The sequence below is a fragment of the Methanobacterium spitsbergense genome (assembly GCF_019931065.1).
GTDB lineage: Archaea > Methanobacteriota > Methanobacteria > Methanobacteriales > Methanobacteriaceae > Methanobacterium_B > Methanobacterium_B spitsbergense.
Window position 1 is genome coordinate 30,464 of sequence record NZ_JAIOUQ010000009.1, and the last position, 15,391, is coordinate 45,854.

The 15,391-nt window shown below is 34.2% G+C and carries 22 protein-coding genes; 16 read left to right on the forward strand and 6 right to left on the reverse strand.

The window, feature by feature from the left end:
* Window positions 1-223: 223 nt before the first annotated feature.
* From K8N75_RS08000 to ftsY, 14 genes are all read left to right on the forward strand, one after another.
* The gene (locus tag K8N75_RS08000) at window positions 224-1,318 is read left to right on the forward strand and encodes an OBG GTPase family GTP-binding protein (protein WP_223791561.1); all 1,095 of its coding nucleotides are present in this window, start codon (window positions 224-226) and stop codon (window positions 1,316-1,318) included.
* A 107-nt stretch (window positions 1,319-1,425) separates the two neighbouring features.
* Complete coding sequence (locus K8N75_RS08005) at window positions 1,426-2,202, forward strand: sulfide-dependent adenosine diphosphate thiazole synthase (RefSeq protein ID WP_223791562.1); 777 nt, start codon at window positions 1,426-1,428, stop codon at window positions 2,200-2,202.
* A gap of 40 nt (window positions 2,203-2,242) precedes the next feature.
* The gene (locus K8N75_RS08010; RefSeq protein WP_223791563.1) at window positions 2,243-2,791 is read left to right on the forward strand and encodes an adenylate kinase family protein; all 549 of its coding nucleotides are present in this window, start codon (window positions 2,243-2,245) and stop codon (window positions 2,789-2,791) included.
* A 297-nt stretch (window positions 2,792-3,088) separates the two neighbouring features.
* The gene (locus K8N75_RS08015; RefSeq protein ID WP_338038038.1) at window positions 3,089-3,484 is read left to right on the forward strand and encodes a ribonuclease P protein component 4; all 396 of its coding nucleotides are present in this window, start codon (window positions 3,089-3,091) and stop codon (window positions 3,482-3,484) included.
* Window positions 3,405-3,668, forward strand: a complete 264-nt coding sequence (locus K8N75_RS08020; protein ID WP_048192688.1) for a YhbY family RNA-binding protein — start codon at window positions 3,405-3,407, stop codon at window positions 3,666-3,668. The genes K8N75_RS08015 and K8N75_RS08020 overlap by 80 nt, the downstream gene beginning before the upstream one ends.
* A 10-nt stretch (window positions 3,669-3,678) precedes the next feature.
* Window positions 3,679-4,116, forward strand: a complete 438-nt coding sequence (locus tag K8N75_RS08025; RefSeq protein WP_223791565.1) for a 30S ribosomal protein S19e — start codon at window positions 3,679-3,681, stop codon at window positions 4,114-4,116.
* Window positions 4,117-4,128: 12 nt separating this feature from the next.
* Window positions 4,129-4,470: a DNA-binding protein gene (locus K8N75_RS08030; RefSeq protein WP_223791566.1), complete on the forward strand. Its 342-nt coding sequence runs from the start codon at window positions 4,129-4,131 to the stop codon at window positions 4,468-4,470.
* A 17-nt stretch (window positions 4,471-4,487) separates the two neighbouring features.
* A complete protein-coding gene (locus K8N75_RS08035; protein ID WP_223791567.1) occupies window positions 4,488-5,084 on the forward strand; it encodes a DUF7411 family protein in 597 nt (198 codons plus the stop codon).
* The gene (locus K8N75_RS08040) at window positions 5,077-5,232 is read left to right on the forward strand and encodes a 50S ribosomal protein L39e (protein ID WP_013644146.1); all 156 of its coding nucleotides are present in this window, start codon (window positions 5,077-5,079) and stop codon (window positions 5,230-5,232) included. The genes K8N75_RS08035 and K8N75_RS08040 overlap by 8 nt, the downstream gene beginning before the upstream one ends.
* Before the next feature lie 9 nt (window positions 5,233-5,241).
* Window positions 5,242-5,487 carry a 50S ribosomal protein L31e gene (locus K8N75_RS08045; protein WP_048191311.1) on the forward strand — a complete coding sequence of 82 codons (246 nt, stop codon included), beginning with the start codon at window positions 5,242-5,244 and terminating at the stop codon, window positions 5,485-5,487.
* Window positions 5,488-5,495: 8 nt separating this feature from the next.
* A complete protein-coding gene (locus K8N75_RS08050; RefSeq protein WP_223791568.1) occupies window positions 5,496-6,170 on the forward strand; it encodes a translation initiation factor IF-6 in 675 nt (224 codons plus the stop codon).
* Window positions 6,167-6,397, forward strand: coding sequence for a 50S ribosomal protein L18Ae (gene rpl18a / locus K8N75_RS08055; RefSeq protein ID WP_048191308.1), 231 nt, complete (start codon window positions 6,167-6,169; stop codon window positions 6,395-6,397). The genes K8N75_RS08050 and rpl18a overlap by 4 nt, the downstream gene beginning before the upstream one ends.
* 4 nt (window positions 6,398-6,401) lie before the next feature.
* A complete protein-coding gene (gene pfdA, locus K8N75_RS08060; protein WP_223791569.1) occupies window positions 6,402-6,824 on the forward strand; it encodes a prefoldin subunit alpha in 423 nt (140 codons plus the stop codon).
* A 63-nt stretch (window positions 6,825-6,887) separates the two neighbouring features.
* Complete coding sequence (gene ftsY, locus K8N75_RS08065) at window positions 6,888-8,135, forward strand: signal recognition particle-docking protein FtsY (RefSeq protein ID WP_223791570.1); 1,248 nt, start codon at window positions 6,888-6,890, stop codon at window positions 8,133-8,135.
* Between the two features lie 76 nt (window positions 8,136-8,211).
* Here the strand turns inward: ftsY and K8N75_RS08070 are convergent, their stop codons facing one another.
* Both K8N75_RS08070 and K8N75_RS08075 read right to left on the reverse strand, forming a co-directional pair.
* Complete coding sequence (locus tag K8N75_RS08070) at window positions 8,212-8,715, reverse strand: PRC-barrel domain-containing protein (protein WP_223791571.1); 504 nt, start codon at window positions 8,713-8,715, stop codon at window positions 8,212-8,214.
* A 102-nt stretch (window positions 8,716-8,817) separates the two neighbouring features.
* Window positions 8,818-9,576, reverse strand: coding sequence for a class I SAM-dependent methyltransferase (locus K8N75_RS08075; protein WP_223791572.1), 759 nt, complete (start codon window positions 9,574-9,576; stop codon window positions 8,818-8,820).
* Between the two features lie 107 nt (window positions 9,577-9,683).
* On the opposite strand from K8N75_RS08075, the gene K8N75_RS08080 reads away from it, so the two are divergent.
* Window positions 9,684-10,139, forward strand: a complete 456-nt coding sequence (locus K8N75_RS08080) for a dCTP deaminase (protein WP_048191301.1) — start codon at window positions 9,684-9,686, stop codon at window positions 10,137-10,139.
* Between the two features lie 90 nt (window positions 10,140-10,229).
* Here the strand turns inward: K8N75_RS08080 and K8N75_RS08085 are convergent, their stop codons facing one another.
* Window positions 10,230-11,357 (reverse strand): DUF763 domain-containing protein, encoded by a 1,128-nt coding sequence (locus K8N75_RS08085; RefSeq protein ID WP_223791573.1) that lies wholly within the window; start codon window positions 11,355-11,357, stop codon window positions 10,230-10,232.
* Window positions 11,358-11,536: 179 nt separating this feature from the next.
* Here K8N75_RS08085 and K8N75_RS08090 point away from each other — a divergent pair, with 179 nt between their 5' ends.
* Entirely contained in the window at window positions 11,537-11,686 is a 150-nt protein-coding gene (locus tag K8N75_RS08090; RefSeq protein WP_197050639.1) for a hypothetical protein, read from the forward strand.
* Between the two features lie 88 nt (window positions 11,687-11,774).
* Here the strand turns inward: K8N75_RS08090 and nadA are convergent, their stop codons facing one another.
* From nadA to K8N75_RS08105, 3 genes are all read right to left on the reverse strand, one after another.
* Complete coding sequence (gene nadA / locus K8N75_RS08095) at window positions 11,775-12,692, reverse strand: quinolinate synthase NadA (RefSeq protein ID WP_223791574.1); 918 nt, start codon at window positions 12,690-12,692, stop codon at window positions 11,775-11,777.
* A gap of 240 nt (window positions 12,693-12,932) precedes the next feature.
* Window positions 12,933-13,694 carry an S-methyl-5'-thioadenosine phosphorylase gene (gene mtnP, locus K8N75_RS08100; RefSeq protein ID WP_223791575.1) on the reverse strand — a complete coding sequence of 254 codons (762 nt, stop codon included), beginning with the start codon at window positions 13,692-13,694 and terminating at the stop codon, window positions 12,933-12,935.
* 56 nt (window positions 13,695-13,750) lie between these two features.
* Window positions 13,751-15,196: an RtcB family protein gene (locus K8N75_RS08105; RefSeq protein WP_223791576.1), complete on the reverse strand. Its 1,446-nt coding sequence runs from the start codon at window positions 15,194-15,196 to the stop codon at window positions 13,751-13,753.
* Window positions 15,197-15,391 lie beyond the last annotated feature (195 nt).

A 15,391-nucleotide genomic window follows, 5' to 3' on the forward strand; every position in this document is an offset into this window, starting at 1 on the left:
GGAATAAACAACTATTTGTTGATCAATGAAAAGTGAATCCCGATTTAGAATGAATAATTAGCTGAAAAAATTCCGATTAAATAAACCATCTTAAGTAAAGATACAACATACATCAATTATCATTTAATCTTAAAAATTTAGATATTAATTAATTGATACATTGTAGAATTTTAAATATATTTTATTTGATATACACATCTTAAACTAATTTTATGTGAGTTTTATGGCTATTGAAGACAGAATCAGAGAAATCGAAGAGGAGATCAAAAAAACTCCTTACAACAAGGCAACTTCCCATCATATAGGGAAGTTAAAAGCCAAACTCTCCAAGCTTAAGGAAGATGCACTTGCAAGAAGCAGTTCTGGAGGTAAAGGTAGGGGTTTTCATGTTAAAAAAAGTGGAGATTCTACAGTAGTGCTTTTGGGATTTCCATCGGTTGGAAAATCCACTATTTTAAACCAGCTCACCAATGCTGACTCTAAAATAGGAGCGTACGAATTCACTACCTTAGATATAGTTCCCGGAGTTATGGAATATAGGGGAGCTAAAATACAGATACTGGATATCCCGGGGATAATAACTGGAGCATCTCGTGGTAAAGGACGAGGAAGGGAAATTCTGTCTGTTGCTAGAAATGCTGACTTTATATTAATGGTTCTTGATGTTTTTAATCCACAACATTTGAAGGTAATCTTGGAAGAACTGAGAAACATTGGAATAAGGGCAAATGAAAGACCTCCAGATGTTACTGTAAAACAAACTAAGATGGGAGGATTACATATTTTATCAACTGTTCCTTTAACCAAGATCGATGAAAAAACCATTAGATCTATATTAAATGAATATGGAATACACAGCGCAGACGTGTTGATAAGGGAAGATGTAACTGTTGATCGTTTCATAGATTCAATGGATCCAAGCTGTATCTATGTGCCAATGCTGGTTGTTTTAAATAAAATAGACCTTGCAGATAAAGAATACTTGGAAAAATTAAAATTAGAAATGCCAGAGGCAATTTTAATAGCAGCGGATAAAGGCATCAATACAGAAGAACTCAAGGATGAAATATTCGAAAGACTTGAACTCATACGTCTTTATTTAAAACCACAAGGAAGGAAAGCAGATTTAGAAGAACCCATGATCATACGAAAAGGATCGACTATTGCAGATGTTGCAGCCAAACTACATAGGGATTTTATAAAAAATTTCAGACATGCAAAGGTTTGGGGTACTTCGGTTAAATTCCCCGGCCAAAAGGTGGGCCTAGATCATGTTTTAAATGATAAAGACGTTTTAAGGTTGATAATAAGAAAATAAAACCTAAATATGGGTTTTAGGAATGATTTATTAAAATTCTCACATGAATATCAATTAAGTTGAAAGAATTTTTATATGATGAAAAACTATATTAAAGTGGTGAAAAAATGAAATTAGATGATATAATTGTTTCAAAGGCGATAATTGAAGGATTTATGGAGGATTTCTTGGATTATACAGATATGGATGTTGCAATTGGTGGAGGAGGTCCTGCAGGACTCACCGCAGGATACTATCTTGCAAAAGCCGGACTTAAAGTTGCTCTGTTTGAGAAAAAACTCTCAATGGGTGGTGGAATGTGGGGTGGTGGAATGATGTTCAACAAGATCGTTGTTCAAGAGGAAAGCAAACATATCCTAGATGAGTTTGGTATTGGGACTAAAGAATATGAAGAAGGTTACTATGTTGCAGACTCCATTGAATGTGTTTCAACCATTTGTTCAGAAGCTTGTAAAGCAGGATTAAAAATATTCAATCTAATGGCTATTGAAGATGTTATGATGAGGGATAAGGGAGTTGAAGGAGTTGTTCTTAACTGGACAGCAGTTGAGATGGGAGGTCTGCATGTAGATCCATTAACTGTTCGTTCAAAGGCAGTTATTGATGCTACAGGACACCCTTGTGAAGTTGTGAAGATACTGGAAAATAAGATGGAAGTAGAACTTCTAACTGAAACAGGAAAGATAATGGGCGAAAAATCCATGTGGGCCGATAAGGCAGAAAGTCAGGTAATGGATAATACAACCGAAGTATACCCTGGTCTTTACGTTACAGGTATGGCAGCAAACGCAGTTCACGGATCACCACGTATGGGGCCCATATTTGGTGGAATGCTCCTTTCAGGTGAAAAAGTTGCTCAGATGTTAATAGAAAAATTGAAATAATTCATTCAATTATTCTTTTTCATTAGATTTGGTTAGAAGAATGACAGCTGTACTTATAACCGGAACACCCGGAACAGGGAAGACAACTGTATCAAGAATTGTTGCTGAAAAATTGGAAACATCGCTGTTAGCTGTAAATGATCTTGTTGATGAAAAACATATCTATAATGAGATTGATGCAGAAAAGGGATACAAAGTTGTTGATTTAGATACTCTTTTAAATGAAATCAAGATTATCGTTGAGAATTCTGATAAGGATCATATAATTGTTGAGGGCCATCTTGCCCATGAATTTTCCAGCGATGTTGTGGATATGGTTATAGTTCTCAGGGCAAGACCAGATATTTTAAGAAAACGCCTGAATAAAAGAGGTTGGTCAGATTCTAAGGTTTACGAGAATCTTGAAGCAGAGGCTCTTGATATATGTACATTTGAAGCCGTAGAAATACATGGAAAAAAGGTAAATGAATTGGATACCAGTGATATTAATGTTGAGGAAGTTGCAGATATTGTAATTGAAATAATAAACTATAAAAAACATTTTCCACCGGGTAATCTCAACTTCCTAGAGGAACTATATGGCATATAAATAATTATTTTGTTGAAATCTGGAAGTATCATTTTAATTAATGAAATAAACTTTCCAGATCGATCTTTTATGATGTTGAACTTCAATAAGAATTGTGATAGCAAAGCTTTTTAAATGGTAACGTGAATAAACTATAATATTATTCTTAAGTACAGTTCTTAGAATTTTAGGGATCTACTCCTTTAGGATTCAAAACCCATATGAGCTAAACATTTTAAGATTAATAGTTCTATATTCTGGTATTTGCAGTTTACCATGAGAGGTTAAACTTTGAGAAGGGGAAGAAGACCGAAATGGATGTTAAAAATAGCTGAAGAGAGGATTGACATTCTTTTTAACAAGGCTGATGATGAATTAACCAGACATCCAGAAAGGTCCAATCGTTACGTTGAAATGGCTCGAAATATTGCAAAAAAGTACAATATGAAGATGTCCTCTAAATGGAGCAAGAGATTCTGCCACAGTTGCTATCATTTTATGAAACCCGGTTTAAACTGCCAGATAAGATTATCCGATTCAAGCGTGGTTATTAAATGTCTTGAATGTGGGAATATAAATAAAATTCCATATATGAAGGAAAAAAAAGAGAGAAGGAGGAGGAAAATTGAATATAATAACACCTCCAAAAAAGGAATTAATGAACAGATCATTATCAACAATCACCATAAACATAGGAAAATCAAGAATAAATAACAATGTTGTAGAAGAGATAAAAAGACAACTCAAGGAAAATGAAGTTATAAAGCTCAGATTTTCAAAAGGTATATCTGGAGAGAAACAAAACTATATTACCGAGATCATTGAAAAGTCTAATTCTAAACTTATTGATTTTAGAGGTAACGTTGCTGTAATATTCAAACAAAGAAGAGGTAAATAGGAGGATAAATATGACTACAATTTACGATGTGCCAGCAGATTCGCTCATCAGCGAAGTTGCAAAGGAGTTAAACGAAAACAAGAAAATAGCACCCCCAGAATGGGCAACATTTGTGAAAACAGGTGTTCATAAAGAGAGAAGACCCGACAACCCTGATTGGTGGTATGTGCGGTGTGCATCCATATTAAGAAAGGTTTACATGGATGGCCCTGTGGGTATAAACAGTCTTAAAACCTACTATGGTGGTAAAAAAGACAGAGGTACAGCACCTGAGAAATTCAAGAAGGGTAGTGGTGCAGTAATTAGAGGAGCATTACACCAGCTCGAGGACGCAGGATACGTCCGCAAAGTAGGTGAAGGAAGACTTGTAACTCCTGAAGGAAAATCATTCCTTGATAAAACATCCCATAAACTAAAAAAAGATATCCCTGAACTTTCCAAATATTAAAGGAGGTCTTTGATGACTGACATCGATGAAATAAGGCGTAAAAGAATGCAACAACTTCAGCAGCAGCAAGCTAATCAGCAATCTTCACAAGCCGCCGAACAAGAACAGATGCGCAGGGAGATGGATGCCCAAAAAAAACAGGCCATAATGCAATTACTTACACCAGAAGCCCGGGCAAGACTCGCTAATATTCGACTCACAAAACCAGAATTTGTGGATCAGATAGAGATTCAACTAATCCAACTCGCTCAAGCGGGACGTGTGCAATCTAAGATTACTGATGATCAGCTCAAAGAACTTCTTAGAAAACTCATTGGTCAGAAAAGAGAGATTAATATTAAAAGAAGTTATTAAAAAAGATGAGGGGATAAATGAAGGCTGGTGTACTTTACAGTGGAGGAAAAGACAGTTCAATAATTGCAGTTATTCTAAAAAGTTTAGGATACCAAGTTGAATTGGTAACTGTTAACTTTGGATTTTATCCCTCATGGAAAGCAGCAGCAGAATCCTCATCAAAACTTGGGTTCAAACACCGAATTCTGAAAGGAGAACCTGATGTACTTAAAGATGCTGTGAAAACCATAATAAACGATGGGTTTCCCAACAACGGCATAAACAAAGTACATACATACGCACTTGAACTTATAGCTAATGATTATTCAGTTGTTTCCGATGGAACAAGGCGAGATGATAAGGTTCCAAAACTCGATTTAAACCAAATTAGAAGTTTTGAAGATAGAAATGGTGTTGAATACATTAATCTTGGAGGATTAGGTCATAAATCCATAAATCATCTTTCAAATGCTCTATTCCATGTAAAAAAAGAGTTAACAAGCATGGAAAATAATTCTGACTATGAGATAGAGATAAGATTTCTTATTTCAAAACTTGAAGGTGAAGAGCTAGCCTTTAAAATATTCCCAGAACATTTACAATCAAGAGTAATAGGATGGAGAGAAAATGAGTAGAAATAAACCATGTGCAAAGAAATTAAGACTTTCAAAAGCCACAAAACAAAACAGACGCGTACCTCTATGGGTAATGCTTAAAACATCAAGAAAAGTCCGGACTCATCCGAAGATGAGGCAATGGAGAAGAAGTAAAGTCAAAGCATAGGTGATTTAAATGGAAAGAGTTTACATTATCCCATTAAGGGATGTTAAAAGAGTACCGAGGACCATAAGGTCTCCTAAGGCAATTAGATTGGTAAGAGAATTCCTAAAAAAACACATGAAATCTGATGATATCAAAATAGATACCTCTGTTAACGAGAAAATATGGGAGAGAGGAATTCAAAAGGTACCACCAAAAATCAAAGTGAAGGCAGTAAAGGAAGAGGATGGTTCTGTATCAGTCACCTTAGTAGAATAGGTGAGTTTATGATTAGAAGGATTAATATTGGCGGAAGCCCAAATCTTGGCGTTTCAATATCAGCCACAGAAAAAATTGCTATTACTCCTACAAATATATTGGATGGAATGGTTGATTTGATAACAGAATGTTTAGATGTTTCGGTTATCAAAACCCCTATCAGTGGAAGTAACTTGACTGGGGCCTTAACATGCGGAAATTCAAATGGTGTAGTTGTTTCAAAGTATGCCTTTGACAATGAGTTAGAAATAATCAGAGAAGAAGGAATTGAAGTTGAGAGAATACCAGACAAACTCACTGCAGTAGGAAATATTATCCTTGCAAATGACTTTGGGGCACTCGTGCATCCACTTATCTCAGATAAAGCCATTGAAACAATATCCCATGTTTTAGACGTTGAAGTTCAAAGAGGAAGTATAGCAAATTTTAAAATTACAGGATCAGTTGCAAGAGCAACCAACAAAGGAGTATTAGTACATCCAGCTGCTAGCGAGGATGAAATTGAATTTATTGAAAAATTATTCAAAACTCCTGTAGATGTGGGAACCGTTAACAACGGAACACAACTTGTAGGTGCTTGTGCAGTAGCCAACTCAAAGGGAGTTATGGTGGGACTGAACACAACAGGTCCTGAACTTGCAAGAATAGAGGAAGCATTTGGTTTTCTTGAGGGATATTTATGAAGACAAAGATATTTAGAGTTCAGGGAAAATTTATGATGGGCCAAGGCCTTAAACACTTCACAAAAGAGTTAAAAGCTATAAGTGAAGACGACATACGTGAAAAAATATATTCTGAGTTTGGAAGCAAACATAGGATAGGTAGAAGCAAGATATTCATTGATGATATCAAAGAGATCTCTATTGAAGAATCTGTAGATCCAATCATCAAAGCATTATCCAACAGGTGATCTGATGGAAGATAAACAAAGACTTGAAGCGTTGGTGAATGAACTGAATACATATCAAGGACAGGCAGAAGTACTTCAGCAACAAATCGATACTTTAAACGCAACAATTACCGAACTCCAAGTTGCTATGGACACTTTGGAAACTGTTAAAGGAGAAGATAATAAAGAAACACTAGTACCAATAGGTGCAGGATCCTTCCTTATAACAGAATTAAAAAATACTGAAGAAGTCATAATTGGTCTTGGAGCAGGGGTTGCTGTTAAAAAGACAGTAGATGATGCTAAAGAAACTATAGCCGAACAAAAGAAAGAACTTGAAGAGCTTAAAGAAAAAATGGCATCGGATCTTCAAAAGATAACCGAATACATAATGCAGAGGAGTCCTGAAGCAGAGGAACTAATGCAGAAAGTTGAAGGAGAAGTCTAAATTAGATTATTCCTTTTACCTTTGTTAAATAATTATATTTAAATTTAAGGGAGTGAAAACTCTTTGTTTGAATCACTTAAAAAGAAGTTTACAGGTACAATTGGAAAGATATCAGATAAAGTAACAGCAGAAGAAGAATTAGAAGCTGCATCAGAGGAAACAGAGGTTGTTAAATCTACTGAAAAATCTGAATCTCCTAAATCTGTTGAGAAACCTGATACAAAACCTGTGGATGATAGATCGTCTGAAACAGAATCAAAAGTTGAAGACGGAAAAAAATCAGGAATGTTGGGATTTCTTCGTGGAAAACCCAATGAAACTGATGAAATTAAAGATGAGAAATCAATTGTAAAAGAATCTTCAGAATTGGAAACTCCAATTTCTGATGAAACTGAACTCATCGAATCAGAAACTTCTGAAAAATCAGATGATAAATCAGGCATATTCTCTTTTGTTAGAAATAAAACCATATCTGAAAAAGATATAGATGATATTTTATTTGAACTTGAATTAGCACTATTAGAAGGCGACGTAGCAATGGATGTTGCTGAGAAAATAATTAATTCTGTTAAGGACGATTTGATTGGCCGTAAAATACGGCGTAGAAGCGATGTTACAGATTTTACACGAGATGCTCTAAAAAAGGCAATATCAAATATTTTAGATATTGAAAGCAAAGATGTGATTTCACTTGCAGAAAATGCTAAAAAATCTGGTGAACCATTAAAAATAATGTTTGTGGGAATAAATGGTACTGGAAAAACCACTACAATTGCCAAAATTTCAACTTACTTCTTAGAAAAGGGATATACGCCAGTTATTGCAGCTTCAGATACTTTCAGGGCGGGTGCAATTGAACAGTTAACCCATCATGCCGATAAATTAGGAGTTAAAATAATTAAACATAAGAAAGGTGCAGATCCTGCTGCTGTGGCATTTGATGCAGTTGAACATGCTAAGGCAAAGGGCAAAGAATTGGTTCTTGTTGATACTGCTGGTCGAATGCAGACAAATATTAATTTAATGGATGAAATGAAGAAAATTAAACGTGTTATACATCCTGATCTGATTATATATGTTGGTGACGCATTAACAGGGAATGATTCAGTTGAACAAGCTCAAAAATTCAATGAGGCTGTTGGAATTGATGGTATAATCCTAACAAAAGCTGATGCTGATGCCAAGGGTGGCGCAGCCCTGTCAATTGGATATGTAATACAAAAACCAATATTATTTTTAGGAGTAGGGCAGTCTTATTCGGATATAATTGAGTTTAAACCCGAATGGATGGTTGAACAGATTATAGGATAATTAACAGATTTTCTTTTAATGAATAAAAATCTTTGTAATTATTCTAATTTTAAAAATTTAAAAAAAATAAAAATATTTAATCTATTCTATCTTCTACTTGTTTTTGGTCTAAATTAAGTATCAAATAATCTCCCATAGCATCTATATCTTCGTCAGATATCATAATATGTTTTTTGTTTAGAGTGCCACCTGTTGTTACAACGATATTGTGTATGAGGCAACCCTTTGGATCTATCAGCATATCTGTGATCTTTCCTACGTCCATCCCACTTTTGGTTAGAACTGTTTTTCCAATGAAATCTTTATATTTTGTTGCATTACCCAGGAAATCATCAATCTTATCAACTTTGACCTGTTCTTCTAACCCTGCTTTATCGATTTTTAACTGTAAATAATCTCCAATCTCGGCTATATCTTCTTCAACTATTACCAAATATTTTTTGCTCAAGGCAGAACCCATTGATACAAATATCTTGTCTACAAGACATTTTTTAAAGACAACAGCAATTTCCGCTACTTTACCCACTTCATTTGCTTCTTTATCAAGTACTTTCATTCCAATAAACTCGTTGGCTTTCATGTTTCGTTTCTCCTGAGGAATAATTTGATCTTGTATGGTGTATATTTGCTAATATTATGTGTTTATTATTATAAATATCTTGTTTTTTTATTAAAATCGTGTTTATAGTTTTGTTCCACAATAAACAGCCGATCCATAGTACTTCCAAACAATATCAATATTTTTAAATCCTATTTCATTTAACCATTGAAGATGTTTGATTAATGGAGCTGGAAAATCTTCCTCCTCATGTTTTGGTAGCCATTTTTCTTCAACTTCTTCCTTTGGTACATTCTGTAACATGAATTCAACCCATTTTTCCGTATAAATTTCGTTCAAACTTTCATTTGATCCAAGAACACTGTCTGAATTAAGGAAAACTCCTCCCTTACTTAAAACACCATAAATTCTCATGTAGAATCTCTTTTTTTCTTCATCTGTTTTTATATGATGAAGTGCAAGAGAGGAAACAACAACATCGTATTTTGCTTCAAAATCAAATTCAGCGAAGTCTCCAGTATAATATTTTATGTCGTTGTAATCTTCAAGTTTGATCTTTGCCATTTCTATCATATTCTCAGCAATATCTATACAGTCAATCATTGCTCTGGGAAATCTTTCTTTAACCGCTTTAGATACATTTCCTGTTCCGCAACCTAGATCAAGCACTTTAAATTTATCGGAAACATTATATGGTAATGCAGTAATCATAGAATCTATCATTTCAGAGTACAATGGTATCAATTGTTGAATGGTTTTGTCAAATTCTTCTGCTTCTTCTTCAAAATGTTTTTTAACGTTTTCCAAATTGCTATCCCCTTTAAATTTATTGAAAAAATTAGTTATTTCCAATGTAATATTTATTTTAGAATCTAACTTCATCTTAAATTTAGGGGTAAAAAATTAAATCAGGAAAAACAATTTAAGCATTCAAAGCATAGAATTAAAAAAGTAACTTAGATAATTAAAATTTTTATGAGGTTAACTAAATGCTTGGAGAAAATGAACTAAAAAAATTATTTCCAGATTTCAAAGAACTTGTACAACCTTCAGGAATTGATTTAAGAATTAATGAAGTTTTCATACAAGTTGGACCAGGATCATTAATTGACAATGAAAAAAATCTACCTGAACTAGAAAAGTTAGAACCCCCTATTTATGTATTAAAACCTAAAACAGCATATCTTGTAACTATAGACCGGAAAATAAAGATACCAAAAGGCTGTTCAATGCTCTATCTACCACGTTCTACTCTTTTAAGATCATTTATATCTGTTCACACTGCTGTGGGTGACCCGGGATTTTATGGAACACTACAATTTATGGTATACAATTATGGAGAATTTGATTATACAGTTAAAAAGGGTGAAAGAATAGCACAGGGTGTTGTGTTTGATGTTACTGGTTCTGGTGAATACAATGGAAGCTACCAGGAAGATGAATAAAAATCAGAAACAATTTCTTTGTATAAACTCATATTGAATCAGTACAATTCTGTAATAAAATCTATCCATAAAATTTAAAATTGAGAATATTCAATGGTTAACTAGTCCTTCAAGACGTTTTATGGCATGATATTTATCTTTTTTTTCAAGTTTAGCTTGATCTAAAGCGTCTTTTAATGTTTGAATCGAATGATCATAGACTTCACGATCAACTGGATAGGGATATCCATCCTTCCCACCATGGGTGAAGCTATACTTAACAGGATCCTCCCAACTTGGTGTTGAACCATATACAAGGTCTGATATCAATGCAAGTGCCCTTATCTTCTTTGGTCCCATTCCCTCGAGTGAAATCAATTCTTCATAATTTGAAGGTTGAATTTCCCATGCACGTTTCAAAACTTCAAATTCACGATTCGAAAGGTCTTGATTCAATACAGGATGATGGCGAGGCATTTTGAATTCATTGAAGTAGTTATCAAGTTTCATCTGTGACTTTGATAGTATAGGTGTTCTATCCTTAAAATATTTCTTTAAGTGTTCAGGGTTGTCGCAAATGAGATCTACACTAACATTCCTTGCTTCATTACTATCCATGGAAGTCATATCCAGTGTTTTTGGGTTTTGGATATCACAGCAGATCCCCATATGTGGTTCTTCAAGGTAATTATCAGCTGATTCGCCTAGCCAATGATATCTCCTAGCATAACGAGTTTCTTGGTTCATTCCCTGTTGAATTACAGCCCAATTTCCCCCTTCTGTTAACAAGAATGAATGATGGTAAAGTTGATAACCATCCTGTATACATGAATTGTCGATCTTGGCCGATATTTTGCTTGAATGGATTAGATCTTCAATTTTTGTTGTGGACAGAGAAAATATATCTCCAGCAGCTTCAATATCTGCAGGTGTTTTTCTCGATGCCCTTCCTTTTCCTCCTGCAACTATCATTCCATGTTCTTCTGGATTGATGGCCATTTTCAATGCACCACATGTAGTCGTAGTTGTTCCTGAAGAATGCCAATCAAAACCCAATACACAAGAGAAGGCTTGGAACCAGTGAGGATTGGAGATACGTCTTAAAAATTCATCTGAATCATATTCATAGAGCATCACATCCACAACGCCTGTTGTTAATTTTACCATCCTATTAAACAGCCATTTAGGTGCTTTACCTCCATGAAGGGGTAGATTAACAACTCCTCGTCTTGATTGCATAAATTTTAACCTTTCCATGATGATTATTATTTGGATAGAACGTTATTCCTAAATTTCTAAGTTTTTGTCTATTCCTTTATTTATATCATATAATATCCATATCATACCTAAACAATACTATTAATTTCATATGGAACAAATATTATTTATTAGTTTAATATAAATTTAGAGGAGTAAAAATGCCTATAAACCAGACGGAAACAAATCTTCATGCAATAACAGTTACAATAGCATATCTTGAAAAACAGGAAAGTCCTGATGAAAAAATTTTAAAAAAATTAAAAGATGAAAGGACAAGTCTTTTGAAAAAATTGAGGGTAATGGAATAATCTTTAAAAAAATATTTTTTTAATTTAAAACTTTTAATATGTCTGAAATAAAATAAAGAATTAATAAAAAAAATAATTAATTTTTTATTTAAGATATCTCAAGCATTTTATCTATTGCATTTTTTGCTTTCTCAGCCACATCTGTTGGGACTTTGACAACAAATTCTTGATTAATAAGAGAATTTTTCACTTTCTCAAGTGTGTGTAATTTCATATTTTCACATATTGCTTCATTGAGTGCAGGAATTATGGTTTTACCTGGATTTTCCCTTCTAAGCCTTGTAACTAGATCCACTTCTGTTCCTATTATGAAGGTGTTTTTCGGAGACTCTGCAACATGTTTAATCATGCCTCCTGTACTCTGAACATAATCTGCATATTCTTGAACCTCTGGATCGCACTCAGGATGTACAAGTATGTCAGCGTCAGGATGTTTTTCCCTTAAGAAATACAGATCCCCTAAGTTAAACATTTTATGCACATAACAATGTCCACTTTCAGGTGCAGGAATTATCTCCTTATCTTTTACTTGATGAGAAACATACCAAGCAAGGTTCATATCCGGACCAAATAATATTCTGTTTTCATCAAGACTTTCTACTACTTTTACAGCATTTGCAGACGTACAAAGTATATCTGCTTCAGCTTTTGCCCCGGCAAGTGTATTTACATAGAGAACCACAGCTGCATCAGGATATCTTTCTTTATATATTCTAAGTTCATCAGCAGTTAGCATATGTGCCATGGGACATTCTGCTTCTTTATCAGGTAATACTATTCGTTTATTTGGATTCAAAATAGCTGCTGTTTCTGCCATGAAATCCACTCCGCAAAATACAACTAGATCAGAGTCAACAATCTGAGAAGCTTTTATGCAGAGCTCAAGTGAGTCTCCAATAAAATCCGCAATTTCCTGTATATCTCCAGTTTGATAATTATGTGCCAGTATTATAGCATTTTTATCTTTTTTGAGTGCTATGATCTCTTTCTGAAGTTCATTTAACATATTATCATCCTTTAAATAATTTAAATAAGTTTTTATAATTTTATTCATCTAAAAATTCAGATATGGGTTAGAATATTTATTCTTATGGGGGTACACGACTTATAAATTAATTATATTTTATTAATAATCCAACTTTTATTCTGTATCGTTCAATATATATTATGTACTGGTTTTCAACTTTAGATTACTTATAATAATATTGGAGTTACCGTTGATTAAACACCATGTTATTTCTAGACATCATATCTCCGCACCTTTAAGTGCACCCATGCAGTGACAACTTCTTTCTTCAGACATTTTGGAGATGGAGATATCCATGAGCTTTACCAGATCATGTTTTTTCCTATCCATTATTTCAAAAACTTCATCTATGGTTAGATTGGTAGGAGATATTGAAGCCGCATAGTTGGACACGGTACATATACTTGCATAACACATTTCAAGTTCACGTGCCAATACTGCTTCTGGTATTCCAGTCATGCCAACAATTGTACCACCAATCATATGAAACATCTGAATTTCTGCAGGTGTTTCAAATCTTGGCCCCTCTGTACATACATAAACACCACCATCAATAACATCACCCGAAGATTTTATAGTACTTCTCAGTTCATTACAGTAGGGTTCTGTAACATCAATGTGAACTGTTCTGTCATCATAAAAAGATCCCTTCCTTATTTTGGTAAAATCAATAAAGTCATGAGGGATAACAAAATCTCCTGGATTCACTGATCTTTCAAGTGATCCTACTGCATTGGTAGCTAATATTCTTTCTACACCCAATTTTTTCATTGCATAAATATTTGCACGGTAATTAATCATGTGTGGGGGATTTGAATGTCCTTTTGCATGTCTTGGCATGAAAGCCACACGTTTGCCATGAAGTTGAAATAGAGAAATCTCAGGAGAATTCCCATAAGGCGTTTTTATAACGCGTTTATCAATTTCATCACCCATGGTTACAATTTCATAAACTCCAGTACCGCCTATAATTCCTATCATTTTTTTATTTCCCATAATTTTAAAAATATTGTTTATTATAATAAAATAAAATGTATTTACCCCTTTGCAACTCCAATGGGTATCATTTTACCTACTAATAATGAAATTCCTGCTTCATGACATGTTCTAACAACTTCATCCACATCTTTATAAGCACCTGGTGCTTCTTCAGCTACAACGGGCATTGAATTAGCTTTTATAGTGATTCCTTTTGCTTCAAGCATCTTTTTAACTTCAACACCATTGTATTCTCTTTTTGCTCCTGCTCTGCTCATTTTACGCCCTGCGCCATGTGCAGTGGAACCAAATGTTTCATCCATTGCTTTTCCTGTTCCATGAAGAATATAAGATGCAGTACCCATAGTACCCGGTATCATAACAGGTTGTCCAATTGACCGATATTCTTTTGGCACTTCTTCCCTTCCTGGTCCAAATGATCTTGTTGCCCCTTTTCTGTGTACATATACATCAGTTTTTTGGCCTTTAATGGTATGTGATTCTAATTTTGCAATATTGTGAGCCACATCATAAACAATACCCATGTTCATATCATCTGCATCTCTATTGAAAACTTGTTCAAATGATTCCCTTACCCAATGTACTATCATTTGCCTATTGGTCCATGCATAGTTGGCAGCACATGCCATGGCCTTGAAGTAATCCTGAGCTTCATCTGAATCTGCAGGCGCACATGCAAGCTGTCTGTCTGGTAGATTAATATTATATCTTTTATATGCCTTGTCCATAGTTCTTAGGTAGTCTGCACATACTTGATGTCCACAGCCCCTTGAACCAGAATGTATCATAATAGTGATTTGACCTTCCTCAATTCCAAAGATTTTAGCAGCATTTTCATCATATATTTCATCCATTTTCTGAATTTCTAGGAAATGATTTCCTGATCCAAGAGATCCTAATTGTGGTATCCCTCTTTTCTTGGCTTTATCACTAACCTTGGTAGAATCGGCTGCATCCATCTTTCCATTCTCTTCAAGATATTTGAGGTCAGATTCCCATCCGTAACCATTTTCAACAGCCCATTTTGCACCATTGTCAAGTACGTCATCGATTTCTCCTTCCTTAAGCCTTAATTTACCTTTACTTCCTACTCCTGAAGGAATATTTTTGAAAAGTGTATCAACAAGTTCGTTTATTCTTGGTTTGACATCATCTTCGGTTAGGTTGGTTCTTAATAATCTTACTCCGCAGTTAATATCAAATCCAACACCACCTGGACTGATAACTCCATTTTTAGCACTGAAAGCTCCAACACCACCAATACTGAATCCATACCCAAAGTGAATATCCGGAAGTCCTATTGAAAACTTTTGAATACCCGGAAGACAAGCTACATTTGCAACTTGATCAATGGCACCTTTTTCAACAGTTTTTATAGCTTTATCGTCCAAATATATTCTTCCAGGAACTCTCATCCCTTTTTTGTACTCTGTTGGAATCTCCCAAACACATTCTCTTATTTTTTTCAATTCTTCTATAACCATAAACAACTCTCCAAAACAGAAACTAATATTATAAATATTGCTTTTAAAAACAATGATTCATCCCATAAATCTAATTTAATATCTAATTATTTCTAAATCATGTTTTAAAACTTTTTATATTCTATTAAAGTAATTTAACCACAAATAACTAAGATAATTTATTGATTAAATATTCCCATAATATATGATTTTATG